Below are 22,842 nucleotides of genomic sequence, written 5' to 3'. Positions count from 1 at the left end.
CGCCGACGCCCCGGGGTCCGGCCGGAGCCGGACGCCCGGGGCGTCTCTCGGGCTCAGAGCTTCCGCAGCCCGAACGCCACGCCCAGCTCGTCGTCCCGCGAGACGGGGTGGCCGGTCTCCTCGCGGTGCCGCGTCACCCACTCCGTCTCGTCCCAGCCGCGCTCGTCGACCTCGTCGGCGAGCACCTCCTCGGCGATGAGCCCCATGTGCTCGCGCAGCGCCTCGGCCGCCTCCGGAGTGCGGGCCGACCACGTCAGCGCGATGCGGTCGGAGACGTCGAAGCCGGACTCCTTGCGCTGCGTCTGGACGAGCCTGATGACGTCCCGGGCCAGCCCGGCCCGTTCCAGCTCGGGGGTGATCTCCAGGTCGAGCGCGACCGTCGCGCCGGAGTCGGAGGCGACGGACCAGCCCTCTCGGGGCGTCTCCGTGATGATGACCTCCTCCGGGGTCAGGCCGACCCGCTCGCCGTCGACCGTCACCTCGGCCGTACCGGCGCGCAGCGCGGCGGAGAGTGCCGCCGCGTCCGCCGCCGCGATGGCCGCGGCCACCGGCTGCGTCCGCTTGCCGAAGCGGCGGCCGAGCGCGCGGAAGTTCGCCTTGGCCGTCGTGTCCACGAGCGAACCGCCGACCTCCCCCAGCGAGGCCAGCCGGCTGACGTTGAGCTCCTCGGCGATCTGGGCCCGCAGGTCGTCGTCGAGCAGCTCGAAGCCCTGCGCCGCGACGAGTGCGCGGGAGAGCGGCTGACGGGTCTTGACGCCGGACTCCGCCCGCGTGGCCCGGCCCAGCTCCACCAGGCGGCGCACCAGCAGCATGTCCACGGACAGCCGCTCGTCGATGGCCTCCGGCGTGGCGACGGGCCAGTTCGCCAGATGCACCGACTCCGGCGCGTCCGGCGTCACCGGCACGACCAGGTCCTGCCACACCCGCTCGGTGACGAACGGGACCAGCGGTGCCATCAGCCGCGTCACGGTCTCCAGGACGTCGTGCAGCGTGCGCAGCGCCGCCGCGTCACCCTGCCAGAACCGGCGGCGCGAGCGGCGCACGTACCAGTTGGACAGGTCGTCCACGAACGTCGACAGGAGCTTGCCCGCCCGCTGGGTGTCGAAGTTCTCCATCGCCCGGGTGACCAGGTCGACCAGCGCGTGCAACTCGCTGAGCAGCCAGCGGTCCAGGAGCGGACGCTCGTGCGGCGCCGGGTCGGCCCCGGTCGGTGCCCAGCCGCCGGTGCGCGCGTACAGGGCCTGGAAGGCGACGGTGTTCCAGTACGTGAGCAGCGTCTTGCGGACGACCTCCTGGATGGTTCCGTGGCCCACCCGGCGGGCGGCCCATGGCGAGCCGCCGGCGGCCATGAACCAGCGCACGGCGTCCGCGCCGTGCTGCTCCATCAGGGGGATCGGCTCCAGGATGTTGCCCAGGTGCTTGGACATCTTGCGGCCGTCCTCGGCGAGGATGTGGCCGAGGCACACCACGTTCTCGTACGCGGACCGCCCGAAGACGAGCGTGCCGACCGCCATCAGCGTGTAGAACCAGCCGCGCGTCTGGTCGATCGCCTCGGAGATGAACTGCGCCGGGTAGCGCTGCTCGAAGGTCTCCTTGTTCCGGTACGGGTAGCCCCACTGGGCGAACGGCATCGAGCCGGAGTCGTACCAGGCGTCGATGACCTCGGGGACGCGCGTCGCCTCGGCCGAGCAGCCCTCGGTCGGGCAGGTGAACGTCACCGCGTCGATGTACGGCCGGTGCGGATCGAGCCCGCTCTGGTCCGTCCCCGTCAGCTCGCCGAGCTCCGTCAGCGAGCCCACGCACGTGAGGTGGTCCTCGGTGCAGCGCCAGATGGGCAGCGGGGTACCCCAGTAGCGGTTGCGGGAGAGCGCCCAGTCGATGTTGTTGCTCAGCCAGTCCCCGAAGCGTCCGTGCTTGACCGACTCGGGGTACCAGTGGGTCTTCTCGTTCTGGTCGAGCAGCTCGTCCTTGATCTGCGTGGTGCGGATGTACCACGAGGGCTGCGCGTAGTACAGCAGCGCGGTGTGGCAGCGCCAGCAGTGCGGGTAGCTGTGCTCGTAGGCGACGTGGCGGAACAGCAGGCCGCGCGCGTCCAGGTCGGCCACCAGGGCCTCGTCGGCCTTCTTGAAGAACTGGCCGCCCACCAGGTCGAGTTCCGGCTCGAACGTGCCGTCGGACCGGACCGGGTTGACCACGGGCAGGCCGTAGGCGCGGCAGACCTTCAGGTCGTCCTCACCGAAGGCGGGGGCCTGGTGGACGAGCCCGGTGCCGTCGTCCGTCGTCACGTACTCGGCGTTCACGACGAAGTTCGCACCCGCCAGCTCGACGAGGTCGAACGGGCGCCGGTACGTCCAGCGCTCCATCTCCGCGCCGGTGAAGCCCTCCCCGGTGGCCTCCCAGCCCTCGCCGAGCGCCTTGCCCAGCAGCGGCTCCGCGACGACCAGGCGGTCGGTGCCGTCGGTGGCGACGACGTAGGTCACCTCCGGGTGGGCGGCGACGGCGGTGTTGGAGACCAGCGTCCACGGGGTCGTCGTCCACACCAGCAGCGAGGCCGTACCGGCCAGCGGCCCGGAGGTGAGCGGCAGGCGCACGTAGACCGAGGGGTCGACGACCGTCTCGTACCCCTGCGCGAGCTCGTGGTCGGACAGACCCGTGCCGCAGCGCGGGCACCAGGGCGCCACCCGGTGGTCCTGCACGAGGAGGCCCTTGCCGAAGATCTCCTTCAGCGACCACCACACGCTCTCGATGTACTGCGGGTCCATCGTGCGGTAGGCGTCGTCCAGGTCCACCCAGTAGCCCATGCGCCGGGTGAGGTCGGCGAAGGCGTCGGTGTAGCGCGTCACCGAGGTGCGGCACTTCGCGTTGAACTCCGCGATGCCGTACGCCTCGATGTCCTGCTTGCCGTTGAAGCCCAGTTCCTTCTCGACGGCCAGCTCCACGGGGAGCCCGTGGCAGTCCCAGCCCGCCTTGCGGGAGACGTGGTAGCCCTGCATGGTGCGGAAGCGCGGGAAGACGTCCTTGAAGACCCGGGCCTCGATGTGGTGCGCGCCCGGCATCCCGTTGCCGGTCGGGGGGCCTTCGTAGAACACCCACTCGGGGCGGCCCTCGGACGCCTCCAGCGTCCGGGCGAAGATCTTCTGCTCCTGCCAGAACTCGAGCACGGCGTGCTCCAGGGCGGGCAGGTCCACCTGGGCGGGGACCTGGCGGTACTGCGGGGTGGGACTCATCGGATGGTTCCTCCGGCGGACAGGGCAGCTTCCGTCGGAGGGACGAGACGCGCCCGCACGGCGCCTCCCGCGGTACCACCCTCCTTGGCGGTGTGCTGGTGACCACCGCCCGCTCGTTGGGCCGGGGCACCCGGAGGTGCTCCTGCGGGCCGGTTCTACTCGCCCCGCGCGGGGGCTTTCTTCCGGCGGCTCCGGGGTGATCTTCACGCCGCGCTCGCCCCCGGGCTCACACCGTCCCCGGGTCGCTCTGGGCCGCTCGACGACGCTACTCGTCCCGTTCAACGCCTTCGCTGCCGCCCAGTGTACGGGCCGCCCGGGAGCGCCGCCGAACGGTTTCCCCGCCCGGGCCTTCGGGCACAACGCCTTCGCGGGTGCCCGGCGGCGGCGCTCGGCCGGGGGCGGAGATCGCGCCCGGACGGCGCGTCCGGTTGCCGCGTGCTTCGTACCGATTTATCGTTCCGGCACGATTCGCGAGCAAGATCACACTATGTGAAGGGGTCGCGGCGATGGCAGGCCGGGCGAAGAAGTCAGCCGCCGACACGACGCCGGCCGAGGGCCGACCCGCGGCGAGGACGGCGGAAGCCGGGGAGACGGAGGAGCTGCCGGCCGGGACCGCCGCACGGAAGGCGGCGAGGAAGGCGGCGAAGAAGTCGGCCGGGAAGCCGGCCGCGAAGCTGGTGAAGAGGGCGCCCGCGAAGAAGACGGCGGGGAAGAAGACGGCGGCCACGCGGGCGTCCGCCGGGAAGACGGTCGCGAAGAGGCCGGCCGCGAGGGCCGAGCCCACCACGACGGCGGCGAAGAAGGCCGCACGGAAGACGGGAGCCGGAACGGTGGCTGCGAAGAAGACGACGACCGGTACGCAGACGGCGGTACCGCAGGCCCGCATCGCGGCCGCCCCCGGCGAACTGGCCGTACGGACGGGCGAGGAACCGTGGACGGAGGGCGAGGTCGTCGAGGCCAGGAGCGAACTGGCGACCGAGGTCGAGCGGCTGCGGACCGAGATCGAGGCGGCCGAGCGGGCCCTGGCCGGCCTGATGCGCGACTCGGGCGACGGCGCCGGGGACGACCAGGCGGACACCGGGACCAAGAACATCACCCGGGAGCACGAGATGGCCGTGGCCGAGAACGCTCGGGAGATGATGTACCAGAGCGAGCGGGCCCTGGAGCGGATCGCCGCCGGTACGTACGGTCTGTGCGAGAACTGCGGCAACCCCATCGGCAAGGCCCGTATGCAGGCGTTTCCGCGGGCCACCCTGTGCGTGGAGTGCAAGCAGAAGCAGGAGCGGCACTGAGGGCCGGCCGGGGGCGGTGTCGTAGGCTCGTCCCGTGACAGCAGAGGCGGAGCAGGCCATCGACGAGGTGCCGGAGAAGTCCACGGACGACGTGGCGGGCGAGGGCGGCCGGCCGCGCGGCAAGCGCCGCGTGGCCGTGCTGCTGTGGGTGGCGGCCGTCGCCTACGCGCTCGACCTGGTCTCCAAGATCATCGTCGTGGAGCGCCTGGAGGGTGAGCCGGCCGTCGAGGTGGTCGGCGATCTGCTGCGGTTCACCGCCGTGCGCAACCCGGGGGCGGCGTTCGGCATGGGGGAGGCCCTGACGATCGTCTTCACGGTCATCGCCGCCGCCGTGATCGTGGTGATCTTCCGTATCGCGCGCAAGCTCTACAGCACCCCGTGGGCCATCGCGCTCGGACTGCTCCTCGGCGGCGCCTTCGGGAACCTCACCGACCGCGTCTTCCGCTCCCCGGGGGTCTTCCAGGGCGCGGTGGTCGACTTCATCGCCCCGGCCCACTTCGCCGTCTTCAACCTGGCGGACTCCGCCATCGTCTGCGGCGGTGTGCTCATCGTCATCCTCTCCTTCCGGGGTCTCGATCCGGACGGCACGCTGCACCGCGACTGACCTGCGGCCCCACCGGCCTCACCGGGTGATCCGGACCCGGTAGCCCTCGTCGGTGCGTTCGATCACCTCCACCGTCACGCCCGCGGCCCCGGCCCGCAGGCCGCCGCCGGGCCGCACCGGCGCGTCGCCCAGTTCGGCGAGGGCCCCCTGCTCCCGGGCGCCGCACCGCTCCCCGCCGCCGCTGCCCGGAGTGGAGTCCAGCACCCGGACCGGTCCGTGACCGGTCCGCACGCCGGAGTCGACGGTGTACAGCAGCACGCCCTCCGTGCAGATCCCCTCGTCCAGCCCGGTACGCGTGCGCGCCTCGGCGACGAACGCGGTGGCCCGTCCCGTCGGGACCACGGCGAGGCTGCCGCCGCCGGGAGCCGCGACGGGGCGCAGCAGCCCGGTGCCGCCCTCCGGCAGGCAGGCGACGTCCTCGTCGGCCAGCCAGCCGAACTTCCACTTGTGCCAGCCCAGCAGGTCGCTGCGGGCCGCCACGCTCATCGGGTCCCACGCGCCCACGAACTCCGTCGAGGCGCCCCGCGTCGTGTCGTAGAGGTCGGGCAGGCCGAACAGGTGCAGGGTCTCGTGGACGAAGTTGCCGCGCTGCCAGTCCGGGCTGTCCCCCTCGCGCCCGAAGACGACCGCGGCGGCCGTGACGGAGCTCCCGCCGGCCCGCAGGGCGGTGAACGTCTGGGCCTGCGAGGTCATCGGGCTCGCCGGGACGTTGTCGTCGGCGACGACGATCAGCAGGTCGGTCTCCGCGAACTCCACGCCCCGGTCCGTCGCCGCGCCGATCGCGTCCTCCACGTACCGCTGGAGGGTCGCCGTCGGGATGCCGCGCTCGATTCCGTAGTCCGGCCACGGGCGCGGCATGCGCAGCCAGCCGTCCGACGGCTCGAAGCGCGGGCGGTAGCGCCCGTGGGAGGAGCGGCGCAGGTGCTCGGCGGCGTAGTCGGTGAAGTGGGCCGCCCGCTCGGCCGCGCGGCTGCGGGCGGGCAGGTCGGGGAAGTCGACCATGAGGACGGTGGCCGTCTGCTCGCCCAGCGGTCGCAGGTGCCGGCCGGTGTAGGGTCCTTCGCCGACCCAGCCGCGCGGCTCCGGCGCGATGGCGCACGGTCCGCCGACGTCCCCGTCCCACCGGGCCCCGGCCCGTTCGGGGAGGGGGACGAGGGCCAGCAGTGCGGCGACCAGCGCGGTGGCGGCCGCCGGGACCGGCCGGCGTCCCGGAGCGCGTGGGACCACGGCGTCCTCCCTCCCCGTGGCGGAGGGCGGCGGCTCCCGTCACGTGGTCGCAGTGTCACCCCCGGTCGCGGCGGCCGCACGCGGGGCCGGTCCGGACGGGTGGCGGGAGTCGGGCATACTCGACCGGGTGAGTACCCCACCATCCCCCGAGGTCCGTACGCTGCCCGTGCCCGACGGTCTGGAGGGCGAGCGTCTCGACGCCGCCCTCGCCCGCATGTTCGGCTTCTCCCGCACGAAGGCCGCCGAGCTCGCGGCCGACGGCAAGGTCCGGGTCGACGGGTCGGCGGCCGGGAAGTCGGACCGCGTCCAGGGCGGGGCCTGGCTGGAGGTCGAGATGCCCGCCGCGCCGGCGCCGGTGCGGGTGGTGGCGGAGCCGGTCGAGGGGATGGAGATCGTGCACGACGACGACGACCTCGTCGTCGTCATGAAGCCGGTGGGGGTCGCCGCGCACCCCAGCCCCGGCTGGAGCGGGCCCACGGTCATCGGGGGCCTGGCCGCCGCCGGGTACACCGTCGCCACGTCCGGTGCCGCCGAACGCCAGGGCATCGTGCACCGGTTGGACGTCGGCACCTCCGGGCTCATGGTCGTCGCCAAGTCGGAGCGCGCCTACAGCCTGCTGAAGCAGCAGTTCCGGGAGCGGACCGTCGACAAGCGCTACCACGCGCTCGTGCAGGGGCACCCCGACCCGCTCAGCGGGACCATCGACGCGCCCATCGGTCGCCACCCGCAGCACGACTACAAGTGGGCCGTCGTGGCGGAGGGCAAGCCGTCGGTGACCCACTACGACCTCGTCGAGGCGTTCCGCGCCGCCAGCCTCCTGGACATCAAGCTGGAGACGGGCCGGACCCACCAGATCCGCGTGCACATGGCGGCCCACCGGCACCCGTGCGCCGGGGACCTCACCTACGGCGCCGACCCGACGCTGGCACGGCGGCTGGGGCTCTCCCGCCAGTGGCTGCACGCCGTGCGCCTCGGCTTCGAGCATCCGTCCGACGGCCGCTGGGTGGAGTTCGCGAGCACCTACCCGGACGATCTGCGCGCCGCCCTGGACCGCGTCCGGGCCGACAGCGCGTAGCCGGGGCGCGGGCCGGGAGGCCGACGGGCCGGACCCGCCGCTCCCGGCCCCGACGCGTCAGGGCTTCCGGTCGAGCACCGGCCCCGGCCCGTCGGCCTCCCGGCTGGTGCGGACGCGGGGCAGCGCGTACGGGTGCTCGTCGCGCAGCCAGGCCAGCAGCTGTTCGCGCACCTCGCAGCGCAGCGTCCAGACGTCGTCGGCGGTGCGGGCCGACATCGCGGCCCGGACCTCGATCGTCGACGGCGTGGTGTCCGTCACGACCAGGCTCCAGCTGCGCCCGTCCCAGTTGTCGCTGGCCCGGACGATCTTCTCCGTCTGCGCGCGCAGCTCGGTGACCGGGGTGCGGTGGTCCAGGTGCAGGAAGACCGTTCCGATGACCTGCGGGCCCCCGCGCGACCAGTTCTCGAACGGCTTGTTCGTGAAGTAGGACACCGGCATGGTGATCCGCCGCTCGTCCCAGGTGAGCAGCACGAGGTAGGAGATGGTGATCTCGTCCACGACGCCGTACTCGCCGTCGACCACCACGGTGTCCCCGATGCGGACCATGTCGCCGAACGCGATCGACAGCCCGGCGAACAGGTTGCTCAGGGTCGACTGGGCGGCGATACCGGCCACGATGCCGAGCACACCGGCGGAGGCCAGCATCGACGTGCCGAGGGTCTTCATACCGTCGAACTGCAGCAGTATCGCCGCCCCCGCGATGACGATGACGACGGCCGTCACCAGCCGCTGGATCAGCGTCAGCTGGGTGCGCACGCGGCGGGCCCGGGCCGGGTCGTGGGCCACGCCCGCGTAACGGGTCGACGCCGTCTCCATGACCGCCGCCGCGATGCGCAGCGCCAGCCAGGCGGAGGCGGCGATCATGATGATCGTCAACCACAGCTTGACGGTCGGCTGCCGGTCGGAGGCCAGGTGCGTGCTGTCGAAGAAGCCGCGCACCAGGGCCACGAACAGCACCGCCGCGAACGGCGAGCGTCCCTGGCGCAGCAGCCCCCACATCGGGGTCTCGGGGTGCCGGGCGTCGACGCGTACGAGCAGCCGGTCCACGGCCCAGGCGACCACCCAGGCCACGACGATCGCGCCGCCGAACACGATGACCGGTCGCAGCACGTTCTCCATGAGGTCTCTACTCCTTGCAGGCGATGGGCTCATCAGACCGTACCTGGCACGATGTGGACGTCCGCCCCGGGCCCACAGGGGCGGGCACGAGACACGGAAAGGACGTGACGCAGTGGCCACCGTGGTGCTGTTCCACTCGGTGTACGGACGCAGGCCCGCCGTGGAGGCCGCGGCCGAACGGCTGCGGGCGGCCGGACACGAGGTCCACACCCCCGACCTGTTCGACGGCCGGACCGCGCCGACCCTCGACGAGGGCCGGGCGGTCCAGGAGGAGATCGGGTGGGACGAGCTGCTGCGCCGCGCGGTCGCCGCCGCCGCACCGCTGTCCGAGAAGGGACTGGTGTACGCCGGGCTCTCCCTGGGCGCCGCGTTCGCCCAGAGCCTGGCCCTCGCCGACGAGCACGCCCGTGCCCTGCTGCTCCTGCACGGCACCTACGACGTGCCCGAGGACGCCTCGGCCGACGGCCTGCCCGTGCAGCTCCACGTCGCCGACCCCGACCCGTTCGAGCCCGGCGACTGGCTGAACACCTGGTACCTGCACCTGGGCAGGACCGGCGCGGACGTGGAGGTCTTCCGCCACCCCGGCGCGGGCCACCTCTACACCGACCCCGACCTCCCGGACCACGACGCCGAAGCCGCCGAGCGCACCTGGCGGCTCGCCCTCGCCTTCCTGGCGGAGGTCGACGCCGAGCGCTGAACCGCCGGGCACGGGGGCCCGCCCGGTGGGCCCGGCCGGCCCACCCGCCGGGGCCGTTCAGCCCTGGCGGGCGCCCCCGGCCGGGTCCAGGATGAAAGAGGTCAGTCCGTCGCCGGGCCGTGGGAGGCGCGCCGTGGTCAGCACCGTCACCGATCCCTTCCGTCTGCTGCCGCCGCACGGTCGGGAGCGGCTGCTCGCCCTGGGCCGGCCGGTGCGCTTCCCGGCCGGGACGCGCATCTTCCGGGAGGGGCGTCACGCCGACCGCTTCTGGGTCATCCGCGGCGGAACGGTCACGCTCGACCTGCACGTCGCCGGACGCCGCCCCGCGCACATCGAGACCCTCCACCCCGGTGACCTGCTCGGCTGGTCGTGGATGGTGCCGCCGTACACCTGGCGGCTGGGCGCCGAGGCCGCCGGGGACGTCAGCGCGCTGGAGTTCGACGCGGCGGCGGTGCGGGGCGTGTGCGACGACGACCCGGAGCTGGGCCGGGCCCTGGCCTGCCAGGTCGCCGAGATCATCGGGCGGCGTCTGCACCGGACGCGCACCCGCCTCCTGGACCTGTACGCCCCCTACGGCAGCGGCCCCTGAACACCGGGCGGGCCGCCTCCCCCCTCCGCTGACCGACCCGTCCGGTCGGGCCCTCCCCGGCCCGGCGTGCGGTCAGGCCGCCGGCCGTGGCCGGCCCGCCGAGCCGCCGCTCTGCCTCCGACAGGGACGGGCCCTGCGTCCGGTACTCCTCCATCTGGGACGAGCCGTTCGTCCTGCCCCACCCCGACCTTCACTTGCCGGAGGTCTCCCGCGCCCTCCACGGTTGCCGGCACCGGCGGCTCGGCCGCGCGGTCCGGGACGCGGCCGCGATCGGCGGGGCGAGACCGGCCGCCGGCGGGAGGTCGGCCGCATGCTCCACGTCCCGTGGCACCACGCAGTGATCGGCCCGTTCGAGGGCCACGGCGACCTGGCCGAACCCGACGGGGAGTCCTCCCGCCGGCCGCTACGGCACCGTCCGCCGCCCTGACCGTCAGGGACGGGTGCACCTTCCGCTGCCGCCGCCCTCCGGATGGCAGACGAGGTCCCGGTCGGACGCGTCGCCGCTGAGGTAGCGGCCGACGCAGGAGTCGCCCGTCGTCCGGCCCCGGTCGGCGCAGTAGGCCACCGCGTCCCGGCCGTCGGTGAACGGGCCGGGCGCGTAGAGCACCCAGTACCCCGGGTTGAGCGAGGCGTGGTCGTCGCTGAGCAGCACCCGCGCCTCGGGGACCGTGGCCCGCAGCTCCGCCAGGCGCCGGTCGCGCTCGGCCGTGCCGGAGGAGACGGGCTCCGAGTGGAGCTGGGCGATCCAGGTGCCGGGCACCGGGGCGGAGGGCGACGGGGTGGCGCTCGGTGTCGGCGTCCCGGCGTCGGGCGTCGGCGACGCCGGGGGCTCGGGGTCGGCGGTCCGTTCGGCCGGGCGCTCGGCGGTGTCCGCCCCGGCGTCTGCCTCGTCGGGGCCGGTCGCCTCCGGGCCTGCCGCATCGGCCCCCGCCCCGTCGGTGTCGGGGGAGGGGCCGACCTCGGCGCCCGGCGCCCGCGCGGCCGGCGGCTCGTCGCGGGTGGCCAGCAGGAAGCCGCCCGCCACCGCCCCCAGGACGACGGCCACGGCGGCGGCCGCGCCGAGCACCCGGACCGCGCCCCGTCGCCGCGCGGGGGGCGCCGGGTCCGTCGCGCGGTACGGCTCGCCGGTCCCCGGCGGCGGCCCCGGCGGCGGCCCCGGCGGCGGCCCCGGCGGAGGGCTCTGCGCGACGGGCGGGAGGGCGCGCGGCGGGTCGGGGAGGGTGACGGGCGTTCGCCCGGACCCCGACGGCGTCCCCGCGTCCTCCGTGCCCGCCGCGTCCTCCGCCGCGCTCTGTGCTTCGGCGAGCAGGGCGTCCAGCCGTTCGGCGTCCGGACGCGCCTCCGGCTCCCGCACCAGCAGTGCCGTCACCGCAGGCGTGAGCGGGCCGCAGCGCACGGGCGGCGGGACGGGCTCCTCCAGCACGGCCGCCAGCGTGGCCAGGGTGTCGGCGCGGCGCAGCGGGCTGTGGCCCTCGGTGACGACGTAGAGCAGCATTCCGAGCGACCAGAGGTCGGCCGCGTCGCCCCCGGCACCCCGGATGCGTTCGGGGGCGATGTACTCGGGTGAGCCCACGAGTTCCCCGGTGACCGTGACGCGGCCGGTGGAGCCCACGGCGGCGATGCCGAAATCCGTCAGCACGGCCCCGCCGTCCGGCCGGAGCAGGACGTTGGCCGGTTTGACGTCGCGGTGGTGGATGCCCGCCGCGTGGGCGGCGCGCAGACCGGCCAGCACGTCCCGGCCGATCCGCGCCGCCCGCGCCGGGGTGAGCGGGCCCTCCGCCGCGCAGTGCTGCTGGAGACTGGCCCCCGGAACCAGCTCCATCACCAGCCACGGATGGGGCCGCTCGTCGACGATGTGGTGGATGGTCACCACGTTCGGGTGGTTCAGCGCGGCCAGGGCCCGCGCCTCGCGCAGCACCCGGACCCGCAACCGCTCGGCGTCCGTGCCGTCCGTGGACGGCTCGGCCGCACGGACCTCCTTCAGCGCGACCTCACGCCGCAGCACGAGGTCGCGGGCCCGCCACACCGTGCCCATCCCGCCACTGCCGAGACGCTCCAGCAACGCGAACCGGCCGTCCACGACACGCTCTTGTGTTCCCCCGCTCATGGGGATCAGCGTACGGGCCGCTCCGCGCGCTCCAGACGCTGCGTACCGGACCGGGTGCGGTAGGAGCGCACGGGGTGGGTGGTCGCGTCGGGGTCGGTCTTGTCGGAGATGCGGTGGTAGTCCATCTGCGCCCGCTCGGCCGTGACGTCCAGGACGCCGTACCCGTGCGCGTCGGTGTCGATCCACCGCGCGTGCCGGTTGGCCGCGCGCAGCGCCCCCGAGGCCGCCGGGCTCGCCCAGCCCTCGGGCACGCGCAGGATGTCGTCGATGTTGTCGGAGGTGACCGAGGTGACGACGAACTCCGTGGCCGCCGTCGGGGAGAGCGGGTACGTCGCGGCCTCCACGGGGACGTCGTTGGCCCAGGCCATGTGGATGTCGCCGGTGAGGAAGACGGTGTTGTCGATCCCGCGATTCCGCAGGTGGGTGAGCAGCTCGCGGCGGTCGTCGGTGTAGCCGTCCCACTGGTCGGTGTTGAGGGCCAGCCCCTCGGCGGGCAGTCCGAGCAGCCGGGCGAGGGGGCGCAGCAGGTAGGCGGGGACCGAGCCGAAGGCGAGCGGCGAGATCATCACGGACGTGCCGACCAGTCGCCAGCGGGACGTGGAGGCGTCCAGCCCCGCCTTCAGCCAGTCCAGCTGCGCCCGGCCCGTCACCGTGCGGGCGGGGTCGTCGACCTCGCCCTCCCCGACCCCGGCCTGCTCGTCGCGGAAGGAGCGCAGGTCCAGCAGGTGCAGATCGGCCAGGGTGCCGAACCGCAGGCGCCGGTAGGTGGTTCCGGCGACGGACGGCCGCACCGGCATCCACTCGAAGTACGCCTGTTTCGCGGCCGCCATCCGCTCCGCCCAGGCACCCTCCGCGCCCGGCGTGTGGTTCTCCGCTCCGCCGGACCAGGCGTTGTTGGCGAACTCGTGGTCGTCCCAGATCGCGACGACCGGGTGCGCGGCGTGCAGGGCCCGCAGGTCGGCGTCCGTCTTGTACTGGCCGTGCCGGGCACGGTAGTCGGCGAGCGTGGTGATCTCGTGCGCCGGGGTGTGCGGCCGGACGGTCCGGCCCCGCGTGCCGTAGCCGCCGGTCGGGTACTCGTACAGGTAGTCGCCCAGGTGCAGGACGGCGTGCAGGTCGCCGCGTCCGGCCAGGTGGCGGTAGGCGGAGAAGTAGCCGGCCTCCCAGTTCGAGCAGGAGACCACGCCGAGGCGCAGGTGGTCCGGGGCGGCGTCGTCGGCGGGTGCGGTGCGGGTGCGGCCCGTGGGGGAGGTGACGCCGTCGGCGGTGAACCGGTAGTGGTACGCGGTGGCGGGCCGCAGCCCGCGCACGTCTGCCTTCACCGTGTGGTCGGACGCGGCCGCCGCGCGGACGGTGCCCCGGGCGACGACGTCGGTGAAGCCCGCGTCGGTGGCCACCTCCCAGGCGACGTCCAGGGCGCCGCCCCGGCCGGAACCGGGATCGGCGCCGGGCTCGGGCGTGACCCGCGTCCACAGCAGGGCGCCGTCGGGGAGCGGGTCCCCGGAGGCGACGCCGTGGTGGAAGGCGGGACCGCCCCCGGCGGCGCGGGCCGCCGTCCCCGCCACGAGGGGCGACGCGAGGGCGGCGGTCGTGGCGGCGGCGGCGATCACCGTCCGGCGGCGGGGGCGGTGCGGCGTGAGGCCGGGTCTGTCCGAGGGGCCGGCGGTCGGGGTGTCTGCGTCAGCGTGGGTCACGGGCGCAGGCTAGAGGCCCGCCGGGGCGAACGGGTAGACGACTTCCGGCTGTTCACGCGACCGTCGACGCCGCGCCACCCACCGACGGGCGGCACCCCGGCTCGCAGGGCACCGCCCGTCGGCTCGTTCAGCGGGTGCGGCGGGTCACTTCTCCAGCAGCGGCGTCACGACCGCGTTGTACTCCTCCGGAGTGCCCGGCGCGTAGCCCTGGGCGTTCTTCGCCACCTCGCCGTTGACCTTGACGGTCGGCGTGCCCTGGACGCCCTCGGCGGCGCGGAACTTGTCCGAGACCTTCAGCGCCCAGGGATCGAAGGTGCCCGAGGTGACGTTCTCCTCGAACGTCTCGTTGCCCTTGAGCTCCTCGACGTCCTGCGCGATCTCGACGAGCCGCGCGTCGTCGGCGAACTCGTCCATCTGCTCGCTGGGGTGGACGTCGGCGGAGTACAGCAGCTTCTTGTACTCCAGGAACGCCTCCGGGCTGACGTCCAGCGCGGCACCGAGGGCGCTGAGCGCGTTCTTGGAGCCGCTGCTCTTGCCGAGCTCGTCCGGCTTGTCCCCGTCCAGGAAGGTGCCGAAGACGAACTCCGCCTTGTAGGTGCCGTCCTCGATGTCCTTGAGGACGAGGTCGCCGACGTTCTGCTCGAAGGCGGCGCAGACCGGGCAGCGCATGTCCTCGTAGATGGTGACGGTGTCCTCGGCGCCCTCGTCGCCGACGATGATGTCCGTGCCGTTCTCACCCTGCGTGTTCGCGGGGGCGACGTAGCCCTCGTAGGCGCCCTCGCCCTTGGACTTCTCGGGCTCCCCGGCGACGGCGGACGCGGCGGACCAGTCGCTGTTGTCCCCCTCGCCGCCGCTGTCGGTCATGTTGGTGACCGCGACGCCGATGCCGGCGGCGACGACCAGGACGGCGACGACCGCGCCCGCGACGCCGAGCTGGCGGCGCATCTTCTCCTTCTTGGCCTGCTGCTCGCGCTCGACGCGCAGCCGCTCGCGGGCGGCCCTCTTGGCTTCCTGGCTGTTGCGCTTGCTCATGCGGATAACTCCGTGGAATCGGTACGTGACGGGGGACGCGCCCACGTGGGTGGGCGGGCGGACGGCGGCGGCCGGCCCGGGTCGGTCCGGGTCAGCCGGCCAGGGGCCGGGGCGGCCCGCGTCGTACGACGGAGTGCGTCAGGAGAGGCAGCGCGCGGGCGGTGCGCACGCGGTGCGCGGCGCGGAAGGCGGCGCCGGAGCGCGGCTGCGGCAGCGGGTGGGCGACGGCCCGCACCGACGGCGGCCACAGCAGCGCGTAGGCGTGCGTGGCGGCCGCGCGCAGCAGCCGGACGAACGCCTCCTCGCCCCGCCACAGCCAGACGGCGGCGGTGAGCCCGACGAGGACGTGGGCGCCCAGGAGCAGCCAGGGCGCGGCGGGCTGGGCCAGCGCCGGGGCGGGGGTGTCGGCGGCCATCCGCGCCAGCGGCGTGCCGAAGCCGCCGCCCGCGCAGACGAGGTCGACGCCCATGGTGCGCAGCGGCCCGGTGACCGGCCCGCCCGCCGTGCCGTAGCAGGCGGCCTGCCCGGAGGTGAAGACGGTGTCGGCCGCCAGCTCCAGCGGCACGAGCGTCGCGGCGATGGTGCCGAGGCCGCGCCGGCGGTCGGCCAGCAGGTAGGCGCAGAGGAAGACGGCGCCGGTGACGGCGAGCAGCGTCGTCAGGGGGACCGGGGTCGCCGAGAGGAGCACGTGGGTGCCCGCGGACAGCACGACGCAGACCGCGGTGAACACCGCGGCCCGCGCTGTCCGGATACCGGTACTCGTCGACACGCCCATCGCGCCCGAGTGTGCCACGCCGGGTGTAAACGTGGAGTGAGGGAGGTCCACACCGGAATACTTCCGTGACCCGGGACGCCCGGTGGGCCCGCTGGGGCCCCGGTGTCGGTGCCCGGTCGTAGACTTCGACACCGCCCCTCAGAAGACCCGCGCCGGAGGTTCCCCACCCGTGACCGACCAGCCGTTCACGCATCTGCACGTGCACACCCAGTACTCGCTGCTGGACGGAGCGGCGCGGCTCAAGGACATGTTCGCGGCGTGCGGGGACATGGAGATGTCGCACATCGCCATGACCGACCACGGCAACCTCCACGGGGCCTACGACTTCTTCCACCAGGCGCAGGGCGCGGGCATCACGCCCATCATGGGCATCGAGGCGTACGTCGCCCCCGAGTCGCGGCGGTACGCGCGGCCGGTGAAGTGGGGCGCGCCCCACCAGAAGCGGGACGACGTCGCGGGCGCCGGCGCGTACACGCACATGACGATGTGGGCGCGGGACCTCACCGGGCTGCACAACCTCTACCGGGCGCAGTCCCGGGCCAGTCTGGAGGGCTTCTTCCGCAAGCCCCGGATGGACCGGGAGCTGCTCGCGGAGTACTCCGAGGGCCTGATGGCGACGACCGGCTGCCCCTCGGGCGAGGTCTCCACCCGCATCCGGCTCGGGCAGATGGACGAGGCGCTGAAGGCCGCCGGGGAGTTCCAGGACATCTTCGGCAAGGAGAACTTCTTCGTCGAGTTGATGGACCACGACATCGACATCGACCGCCGGGCCCGCGCCGGGCTGGAGGAGATCGCCCGGAAGCTGGGCGCGCCCTTCGTCGTCACGAACGACTCGCACTACACCTACGAGCACGAGTCGGCCGCGCACGACACGCTGTTGTGCATCCAGACCGGCAGCAACCTCTCCGACCCCGACCGCTTCAAGTTCGACGGCTCCGGCTACTACCTGAAGTCGGCCGCCGAGATGTACGCGATCGACAACTCCGACGCCTGGCAGGAGGGCTGCCGCAACACGCAGCTCCTCATCGCCGACCGGGTCGACGTCTCCGGCATGTTCAAGCCGCGCAACCTCATGCCGAGGTTCGACGTGCCGGAGGGCTACGACGAGGTCACCTGGTTCCAGGAGGAGGTCAAGCGGGGCATGGCGCGCCGCTACCCCGGCGGCGTCCCGGAGGACCGTCAGCGGCAGGCCGCCTACGAGATGGGCGTCATCATCGAGATGGGGTTCCCCGGCTACTTCCTCGTCGTGGCCGACTTCATCATGTGGGCCAAGAACGCGGGCATCGCCGTGGGCCCCGGCCGCGGCTCGGCGGCCGGCTCGATCGTCGCCTACGCCATGGGCATCACCGACCTCGACCCGATCGACCACGGGCTGATCTTCGAGCGGTTCCTCAACCCCGAGCGCGTCTCCATGCCCGACGTCGACATCGACTTCGACGAGCGCAGGCGCGGTGAGGTCATCCGCTACGTGACGGAGAAGTACGGCGCCGACAAGGTCGCCATGATCGGCACGTACGGCACGATCAAGGCGAAGAACGCCATCAAGGACTCCGCCCGGGTGCTGGGCTACCCGTACGCGGTGGGGGACCGCATCACCAAGGCCATGCCCGCCGACGTCCTGGGCAAGGGCCTGCCCCTGTCGGGCATCACCGACAAGAGCCACCCGCGCTACAGCGAGGCGGGCGAGATCCGCTCGATGTACGAGAACGAGCCGGACGTCACCAAGGTCATCGACGCCGCGCGCGGCATCGAGGGGCTGGTGCGGCAGATGGGCGTGCACGCCGCCGGTGTGATCATGTCCAGCGAGCCGCTGATCGACCACGTGCCGGTCTTCTCCCCGAAGAACGACGGGGTCGTCGTCACGCAGTGGGACTACCCGAGCTGCGAGAGCCTCGGCCTGCTGAAGATGGACTTCCTGGGCCTGCGCAACCTCACGATCATGGACGACGCCCAGAAGGCCATCGCCAAGAACAAGGGCGTGGAGATCAAGCTGCTCGACCTCCCGCTGGACGACCCGAAGACGTACGAACTGCTCCAGCGCGGCGACACCCTCGGCGTCTTCCAGTTCGACGGCGGCCCCATGCGCTCCCTGCTGCGCATGATGAAGCCCGACAACTTCGAGGACATCTCCGCCGTCTCGGCGCTCTACCGGCCGGGCCCGATGGGCATGAACTCGCACATCAACTACGCCCTGCGCAAGAACGGCCAGCAGGACATCACGCCGATCCACCCGGAGCTGGAGGAGCCGCTCAAAGAGGTCCTGGACATCACCCACGGCCTCATCGTCTACCAGGAGCAGGTGCAGAAGGCCGCGCAGGTGCTCGCCGGGTACAGCCTCGGCCAGGCCGACCTGCTGCGCCGCGCCATGGGCAAGAAGAAGCCCGAGGTCCTGGAGAAGGAGTTCGTCAACTTCCAGGCGGGCGCCCGGGAGAAGGGCTTCTCGGACGAGGCGATCCAGGCGGTGTGGGACGTCCTGGTGCCCTTCGCCGGGTACGCCTTCAACAAGGCGCACTCCTCGGCGTACGGGCTGGTCACCTACTGGACGGCCTATCTGAAGGCCAACTACCCGGCCGAGTACATGTCGGCGCTGCTCACCTCGGTGCGCGACGACAAGGACAAGTCGGCGGTGTACCTCAACGAGTGCCGCCGGATGGGGATCAAGGTCCTGCCGCCGGACGTCAACGAGTCGGACGCCAACTTCACGCCGCGCGGCGACGACACGATCGTCTTCGGCCTCACCGCCGTGCGCAACGTCGGGCAGAACGTCGTCGACGCCGTCGTGCGGTGCCGCAGGGCGAAGGGGGCCTACGAGTCGTTCCCCGACTTCCTGGACAAGGTGGAGGCCGTCGTCTGCAACAAGCGGACGGTGGAGTCACTGATCAAGGCGGGCGCGTTCGACGCGCTCGGCCACACCCGCAAGGGCCTGACCGCGCAGTTCGAGCCGATGATCGACAACGTCGTGCAGGTCAAGCGGAAGGAGGCCGAGGGGCAGTTCGACCTCTTCGGCGACCTCGGGGCGGACGAGGGCGACGGCCCGGGCTTCGGGCTGGACGTGGAGTTCACGCCGGAGGAGTGGGAGAAGACGTACCTGCTGGCCCAGGAGCGGGAGATGCTCGGCCTGTACGTCTCCGACCACCCGCTGTTCGGCATCGAGCACGTCCTCAACGAGCGGGCCGACGCGGGCATCTCGCAGCTCACCGGCGGTGAGTACGGGGACGGCTCGACGGTCACCATCGGCGGCATCATCTCCGGCCTCCAGCGGAAGATGACCAAGCAGGGCAACGCGTGGGCGATTGCCACCGTGGAGGACCTGGCGGGCTCCATCGACTGCATGTTCTTCCCGGCCACCTACCAGCTGGTCTCCACCCAGCTCGTGGAGGACGCCGTGGTGTTCGTCAAGGGCCGGCTCGACAAGCGGGAGGACGTGCCCCGGCTGGTCGCGATGGAGCTGATGGTGCCCGACCTCAGCGAGGCCTCGGCCAACGCGCCGGTGACGATCACGATTCCGTCGGTGAAGGTCACCCCGCCGCTGGTGGCCAGGCTGGGGGAGGTGCTCACCCACCACCGGGGGGCCACCGAGGTGCGGGTGCGCCTCCAGGGCGCCCGGCGGACGACGGTCCTGCGGCTGGACCGCCACCGCGTCACCGCCGACCCGGCGCTCTTCGGGGACCTCAAGGAACTGCTCGGCCCCTCCTGCCTGGCGGGCTGAGGGCCGGCCGCGCGCTCGGCCGGGCGGCGCGCCGGGGGAGCCGACGGGAGTAAGGGCGCGCCGGGTCTCCGGGGCGCCCTCACTCACCAGTGCCGCGTGCGAGGTGAAGCCGGTGCCGCGTCCGGTCAGTTGTGACCGAGCGGCTTGTTCTTGCGCTTGGCCGACGTGCCGGGGTTCTCCTCGTCCATGGGACGGTCGGCGCCCGGGTTCTGCACGTCGCCGCCCTGGGCGGGGCGGTGCTGCTGCTTCTGGCGATCTCGGTTCTTGTTCTTGGCCACGATGAACCTCCTCAAGGTCCTTGGAACTCGGCCGTGATCAGATTCGCACGGGCGGACACTCTTCGCATGTCGGGCAATACCCTTCGTGTGCACCGCTGTCCGTGCACGATCCTGCGCGCTCCGCTCACGGATTCGCCACGCCGAAGATCGAGTTCCGGCAGATAACCCCGGTACGGTCGGGCAGACTCGAAAGAGTTCCGAGGAAAGTGGGGTGAAACCGTGGACCGCTGCGTCGTCCTGGTGGACGCCGGGTACCTGCTGGGTGCCGCCGCGAGTCTGCTGGCGGGGGAGCCCTCCCGGTCCCGGATCACCGTGGACCACTCCGTGCTCATCCGGGCCCTTCGGGACCGGGCCGAGCAGGAGACGGGGTGCGCCCTGCTGCGGATCTACTGGTTCGACGGCGCCCCGGACCGCGTCCCGCAGCCCGAGCACCGGCGGTTGCGCGTCATGCCCCGGGTGACGGTCCGCCTCGGCGCCCTCACCCGCACCGACGGCCGCTGGGCGCAGAAGGGCGTGGACGCGGCCATGCACACCGAGCTGACGGAGCTCGCCCGCAACCGCGCCTGCTCGGACATCGTCCTGGTCACCGGCGACGGGGACCTGCTGCCGGGGCTGATGTCCGCCAAGGAGCACGGCGTCGCCGTGCACCTGTGGGCCGTGCAGGCGGCCGACGGGGACTACAACCAGTCCGAGGACCTCGTCGCGGAGGCCGACGAGCGCCGGGTGCTGGACCGGACCTGGATCACCCACGCCGTCCGGGCCAGGGAACCGGCCGGGGCCTGTGCCCCGCAGCCCGCCACCCGGCCCGACATCGCCGCCATCCTCGCCGCCCCGCTGCCCGATCCGCCCAGCACGGCGGGCAAGGACTCCACCCCCGCCCGCAACGGCCTGGCCCCCGACGAGCGCCCGGCGCAGCCCGCCGAGGAGAGCGACGGGGCGGGTGCCGGGGCGGGCGAGCCGCCCGCCGCCAGGGGCGTGCCCACGCCGAAGGACCTGGCCGGGCTCGCGCGGCCGTCCGTCGCCCCGCCGGGCCCGCCGCAGACGGCCGCGCCGAACGCCACCCTGCGCTGGTCCTCCGACAAGGGCTGGGTGGACCGGGGCGGGTCCCCGGCCGAGCCGCCGGAGGTCGCCGCCCTGCCGATGCTCGCCCAGCTCACCACCGCCGAACAGCGCTGGGCGGACCGGGAGGAGGACATCACGACCGTCAGCGGCGACCCGTTCGAGGTCGGCCAGGTCTTCGCCCGCCGCTGGATCGCCCGGCTCGGCGGCGCCGCGCACCTGGGCAGCCTCTCCCTCCAGTACCCGCGCATCCCGCACCGGATCGACGGGGAGCTGCTGCGCTACGCCGCCCGGTTCGGCCTGCTCGCCCACAAGGACGACCAGATCGACGAGCACGACCGCTACGCCATCCGGGCGGGCTTCTGGCGCGAGGTCGACACCCACACCGGCGAGGAACGCGCTCCGGCCGAGCACTGAGTGCCCCGGCGCGCGGCCTGGGCCGGGTGGGTGACGAATCCGCGCCGCCGGGCGCGTACCCTCGTAGCTCGTGGAGACGGGCGCACGACAGGACGAGACCGAGGGCGGGCCGGCGTGCGCCGTACGCGACCTGGTGAAGACCTACCCGGCCCAGCGGGCCCGGCGCGGTACGCCCGCCGCACCCGCCGTGCGGGCCTGCGACGGCGTCTCCCTCACCGTGCGGCGCGGTGAGCTCTTCGGGCTCCTCGGCCCCAACGGCGCCGGCAAGTCCACCCTCGTCCGCCAGCTCACCGGGCTGCTGCGGCCCGACGCCGGGCACATCGACGTCCTCGGCCACGACCTCGTCCGGCACCCCGAGCGGGCCGCCCGGCTGCTGGCCTACCTGGGGCAGGAGTCCACCGCGCTGGACGAGCTGACCGTGCGGCTCGCGGTGGAGACCACCGCCCGGCTGCGCGGCCTGCCGGCCGACGACGCCCGCCGGGCCACCGGCGCCGTCCTGGAGGAGCTCGGGCTGTCCGTCCTGGGCCACCGCCCGCTGAAGCGGCTCTCCGGTGGCCAGCGGCGGCTCGCCTGCGTGGCCACCGCCCTCGTCGGGGAGCGTCCGCTGCTGGTCCTGGACGAGCCGACGACCGGCATGGACCCGGTGGCCCGGCGCGCGGTGTGGGCGGCCGTCGACCGCCGCCGCGCGGAGCGGGGTGCCACGGTGGTCCTCGTCACCCACAACGTCATCGAGGCGGAGTCCGTGCTCGACCGCGTCGCCGTCCTCGACCGGGGCCGGGTCATCGCCTGCGACACGCCCGGCGGTCTCAAGGCCCTCGTCGGCGACGACGTGCGCGTCGAGCTGGTCTGGCGGGACGAGCCGCCGCTGCACGTCCCCGAGGTGGCGGCCCTCGGTCCCACCGCGCAGCGCTCCGGACGGCGCTGGACGCTGCGGCTCTCCCCGGACGCCGCCCGCGCCGCGGTCGCCGCCGTCACCGGCGGCCCCGCCTTCGCGGCGCTCGACGACTTCTCCCTGGCCACGCCGAGCCTGGAGGACGTGTACCTGGCCCTCGGCGGCCGAACGGAAGGTCTGGTGAAGGCGTGAGTGCCGCATCCGTCGACCGCGCGCCCGCGGTGAGCAGCCGGAGCCGGCCCGGCGGGGGCGGCGCGGGGGAGGGCCGCGCCCCCCTCGCCCCGGCCGTCGGGCTGTGGCCCGCGCTGTGCGCCGTCTACCGCGCGCAGCTCTCCCGCGCCCGCGTCGCCCGCATCCCGCTGCTCTTCGTCGCCACCTTCCAGTCCATCGGGATCATGGTGCTGCTGCGCGGCGTCGTCGAGCCCGGTCCCGGGCCGGAGGCGCGGGCGGTGGTGGCCGGGTCGAGCGTGCTCGTCGTCGCCTTCGTCGCGCTGAACCTGCTCGCCCAGTACTTCGGCTCGCTGCGCGCCTCCGGCGGCCTCGACCACTACGCGACGCTGCCCGTGCCCCCGGCCGCCGTGGTGCTGGGAGCCGCCGGGGCCTACGCCTCCTTCACCGTTCCCGGCGTCCTCGTCACCGCCGTGACGGGCAGCGTCCTGTACGCGCTGCCGCTGACGGGGCTGTGGGTGCTCATCGGGGTCATCCCGCTGACCGGGGCCGCGCTGGCCGGCCTCGGCGCCGCCCTCGGGCTCCTCGCGCCCCGGCCCGAGCTCGCCACGCTGTGCGGGCAGCTGGGCATGTCGGCCGCGCTGCTGCTCGGCGTGCTGCCCCCCGCCTCGCTGCCGCTCGCGGTGCGGTGGGCGCGCGACCTGCTTCCCTCCACCTACGGGGTCGAGGCGTTCGCGGCCACCTTCGGCCCGTCACCCGACTGGGCACGCGTCGCCGTGGACCTCGGGGTCTGCGCCGCCGTGGGCGCCCTCGCCCTGACGGCCGCCGCCTGGGCCTACCGCCGGGCCGCCGTCCGCTGAGCGCACCGCCCCGCTCCCGCG

The 22,842-nt window shown here is 73.7% G+C and carries 16 protein-coding genes and 1 pseudogene; 9 read left to right on the top strand and 8 right to left on the bottom strand.

Annotated features, from left to right (window positions below):
• Positions 1-53: 53 nt before the first annotated feature.
• Positions 54-3,227, bottom strand: coding sequence for an isoleucine--tRNA ligase (gene ileS / locus IF129_RS01365; RefSeq protein WP_191207518.1), 3,174 nt, complete (start codon positions 3,225-3,227; stop codon positions 54-56).
• A gap of 506 nt (positions 3,228-3,733) precedes the next feature.
• Here ileS and IF129_RS01360 point away from each other — a divergent pair.
• Both IF129_RS01360 and lspA read left to right on the top strand, forming a co-directional pair.
• A complete protein-coding gene (locus tag IF129_RS01360) occupies positions 3,734-4,519 on the top strand; it encodes a TraR/DksA family transcriptional regulator (protein WP_191207517.1) in 786 nt (261 codons plus the stop codon).
• Positions 4,520-4,577: 58 nt separating this feature from the next.
• Positions 4,578-5,123: a signal peptidase II gene (gene lspA, locus IF129_RS01355; protein WP_318153554.1), complete on the top strand. Its 546-nt coding sequence runs from the start codon at positions 4,578-4,580 to the stop codon at positions 5,121-5,123.
• A gap of 18 nt (positions 5,124-5,141) precedes the next feature.
• Here lspA and IF129_RS01350 read toward each other — a convergent pair whose 3' ends face one another.
• Positions 5,142-6,350 carry a metallopeptidase domain-containing protein gene (locus IF129_RS01350; protein ID WP_191207515.1) on the bottom strand — a complete coding sequence of 403 codons (1,209 nt, stop codon included), beginning with the start codon at positions 6,348-6,350 and terminating at the stop codon, positions 5,142-5,144.
• A gap of 127 nt (positions 6,351-6,477) precedes the next feature.
• On the opposite strand from IF129_RS01350, the gene IF129_RS01345 reads away from it, so the two are divergent.
• Positions 6,478-7,425 carry an RluA family pseudouridine synthase gene (locus tag IF129_RS01345; RefSeq protein ID WP_191207514.1) on the top strand — a complete coding sequence of 316 codons (948 nt, stop codon included), beginning with the start codon at positions 6,478-6,480 and terminating at the stop codon, positions 7,423-7,425.
• Between the two features lie 57 nt (positions 7,426-7,482).
• On the opposite strand, the gene IF129_RS01340 is transcribed toward IF129_RS01345, so the two are convergent.
• Positions 7,483-8,544: a mechanosensitive ion channel family protein gene (locus IF129_RS01340; protein ID WP_191207513.1), complete on the bottom strand. Its 1,062-nt coding sequence runs from the start codon at positions 8,542-8,544 to the stop codon at positions 7,483-7,485.
• A gap of 112 nt (positions 8,545-8,656) precedes the next feature.
• Between IF129_RS01340 and IF129_RS01335 the strand changes: the two genes are divergently transcribed.
• The gene (locus IF129_RS01335; protein ID WP_318153486.1) at positions 8,657-9,241 is read left to right on the top strand and encodes a dienelactone hydrolase family protein; all 585 of its coding nucleotides are present in this window, start codon (positions 8,657-8,659) and stop codon (positions 9,239-9,241) included.
• 133 nt (positions 9,242-9,374) lie between these two features.
• Complete coding sequence (locus IF129_RS01330) at positions 9,375-9,830, top strand: cyclic nucleotide-binding domain-containing protein (protein ID WP_318153485.1); 456 nt, start codon at positions 9,375-9,377, stop codon at positions 9,828-9,830.
• Positions 9,831-10,260: 430 nt separating this feature from the next.
• On the opposite strand, the gene IF129_RS01325 is transcribed toward IF129_RS01330, so the two are convergent.
• The 4 genes from IF129_RS01325 to IF129_RS01310 all read right to left on the bottom strand — a co-directional run bounded on the left by IF129_RS01325 (position 10,261) and on the right by IF129_RS01310 (position 15,438).
• Entirely contained in the window at positions 10,261-11,937 is a 1,677-nt protein-coding gene (locus tag IF129_RS01325) for a serine/threonine-protein kinase (RefSeq protein ID WP_191207510.1), read from the bottom strand.
• 5 nt (positions 11,938-11,942) lie between these two features.
• Positions 11,943-13,631, bottom strand: a complete 1,689-nt coding sequence (locus IF129_RS01320; protein WP_191207509.1) for an alkaline phosphatase D family protein — start codon at positions 13,629-13,631, stop codon at positions 11,943-11,945.
• A gap of 144 nt (positions 13,632-13,775) precedes the next feature.
• Positions 13,776-14,663: a thioredoxin domain-containing protein gene (locus tag IF129_RS01315; RefSeq protein WP_191207508.1), complete on the bottom strand. Its 888-nt coding sequence runs from the start codon at positions 14,661-14,663 to the stop codon at positions 13,776-13,778.
• A 91-nt stretch (positions 14,664-14,754) separates the two neighbouring features.
• A complete protein-coding gene (locus tag IF129_RS01310; protein WP_224754194.1) occupies positions 14,755-15,438 on the bottom strand; it encodes a hypothetical protein in 684 nt (227 codons plus the stop codon).
• A gap of 169 nt (positions 15,439-15,607) precedes the next feature.
• Between IF129_RS01310 and dnaE the strand changes: the two genes are divergently transcribed.
• Entirely contained in the window at positions 15,608-19,147 is a 3,540-nt protein-coding gene (gene dnaE / locus IF129_RS01305) for a DNA polymerase III subunit alpha (RefSeq protein ID WP_191207506.1), read from the top strand.
• Between the two features lie 125 nt (positions 19,148-19,272).
• Here dnaE and IF129_RS01300 read toward each other — a convergent pair whose 3' ends face one another.
• Positions 19,273-19,425, bottom strand: coding sequence for a hypothetical protein (locus IF129_RS01300; protein ID WP_191207505.1), 153 nt, complete (start codon positions 19,423-19,425; stop codon positions 19,273-19,275).
• A gap of 219 nt (positions 19,426-19,644) precedes the next feature.
• On the opposite strand from IF129_RS01300, the gene IF129_RS01295 reads away from it, so the two are divergent.
• The 3 genes and pseudogenes from IF129_RS01295 (at position 19,645) to IF129_RS01285 (ending at position 22,821) form a co-directional block, all read left to right on the top strand.
• Positions 19,645-20,901: an NYN domain-containing protein gene (locus IF129_RS01295; protein WP_191207504.1), complete on the top strand. Its 1,257-nt coding sequence runs from the start codon at positions 19,645-19,647 to the stop codon at positions 20,899-20,901.
• A 208-nt stretch (positions 20,902-21,109) separates the two neighbouring features.
• Positions 21,110-21,985, top strand: a pseudogene (locus IF129_RS01290) (ABC transporter ATP-binding protein); the annotation flags it as partial.
• Positions 21,982-22,821 (top strand): ABC transporter permease, encoded by an 840-nt coding sequence (locus IF129_RS01285; RefSeq protein ID WP_191207502.1) that lies wholly within the window; start codon positions 21,982-21,984, stop codon positions 22,819-22,821. The pseudogene IF129_RS01290 and the gene IF129_RS01285, both read left to right, overlap by 4 nt.
• The last annotated feature ends 21 nt before the right edge of the window (positions 22,822-22,842 follow it).

Origin of the sequence: Streptomyces chumphonensis (assembly GCF_014779715.1) — a bacterium.
GTDB lineage: Bacteria > Actinomycetota > Actinomycetes > Streptomycetales > Streptomycetaceae > Streptomyces > Streptomyces chumphonensis.
The sequence above is the reverse complement of the archived record's forward strand: the minus strand, read 5'-3'. Positions and strand labels throughout refer to the sequence as shown.

What these genes read in the sequence shown, in the direction of transcription:
- IF129_RS01315 (WP_191207508.1), bottom strand. Translation starts at nt 14,663, where the DNA reads ATGAGCAAGCGCAACAGCCAGGAAGCCAAGAGGGCCGCCCGCGAGCGG.
- ileS (WP_191207518.1), bottom strand. Translation starts at nt 3,227, where the DNA reads ATGAGTCCCACCCCGCAGTACCGCCAGGTCCCCGCCCAGGTGGACCTG.
- IF129_RS01325 (WP_191207510.1), bottom strand. Translation starts at nt 11,937, where the DNA reads ATGAGCGGGGGAACACAAGAGCGTGTCGTGGACGGCCGGTTCGCGTTG.
- IF129_RS01310 (WP_224754194.1), bottom strand. Translation starts at nt 15,438, where the DNA reads ATGGGCGTGTCGACGAGTACCGGTATCCGGACAGCGCGGGCCGCGGTG.
- IF129_RS01360 (WP_191207517.1), top strand. Translation starts at nt 3,734, where the DNA reads ATGGCAGGCCGGGCGAAGAAGTCAGCCGCCGACACGACGCCGGCCGAG.
- IF129_RS01340 (WP_191207513.1), bottom strand. Translation starts at nt 8,544, where the DNA reads ATGGAGAACGTGCTGCGACCGGTCATCGTGTTCGGCGGCGCGATCGTC.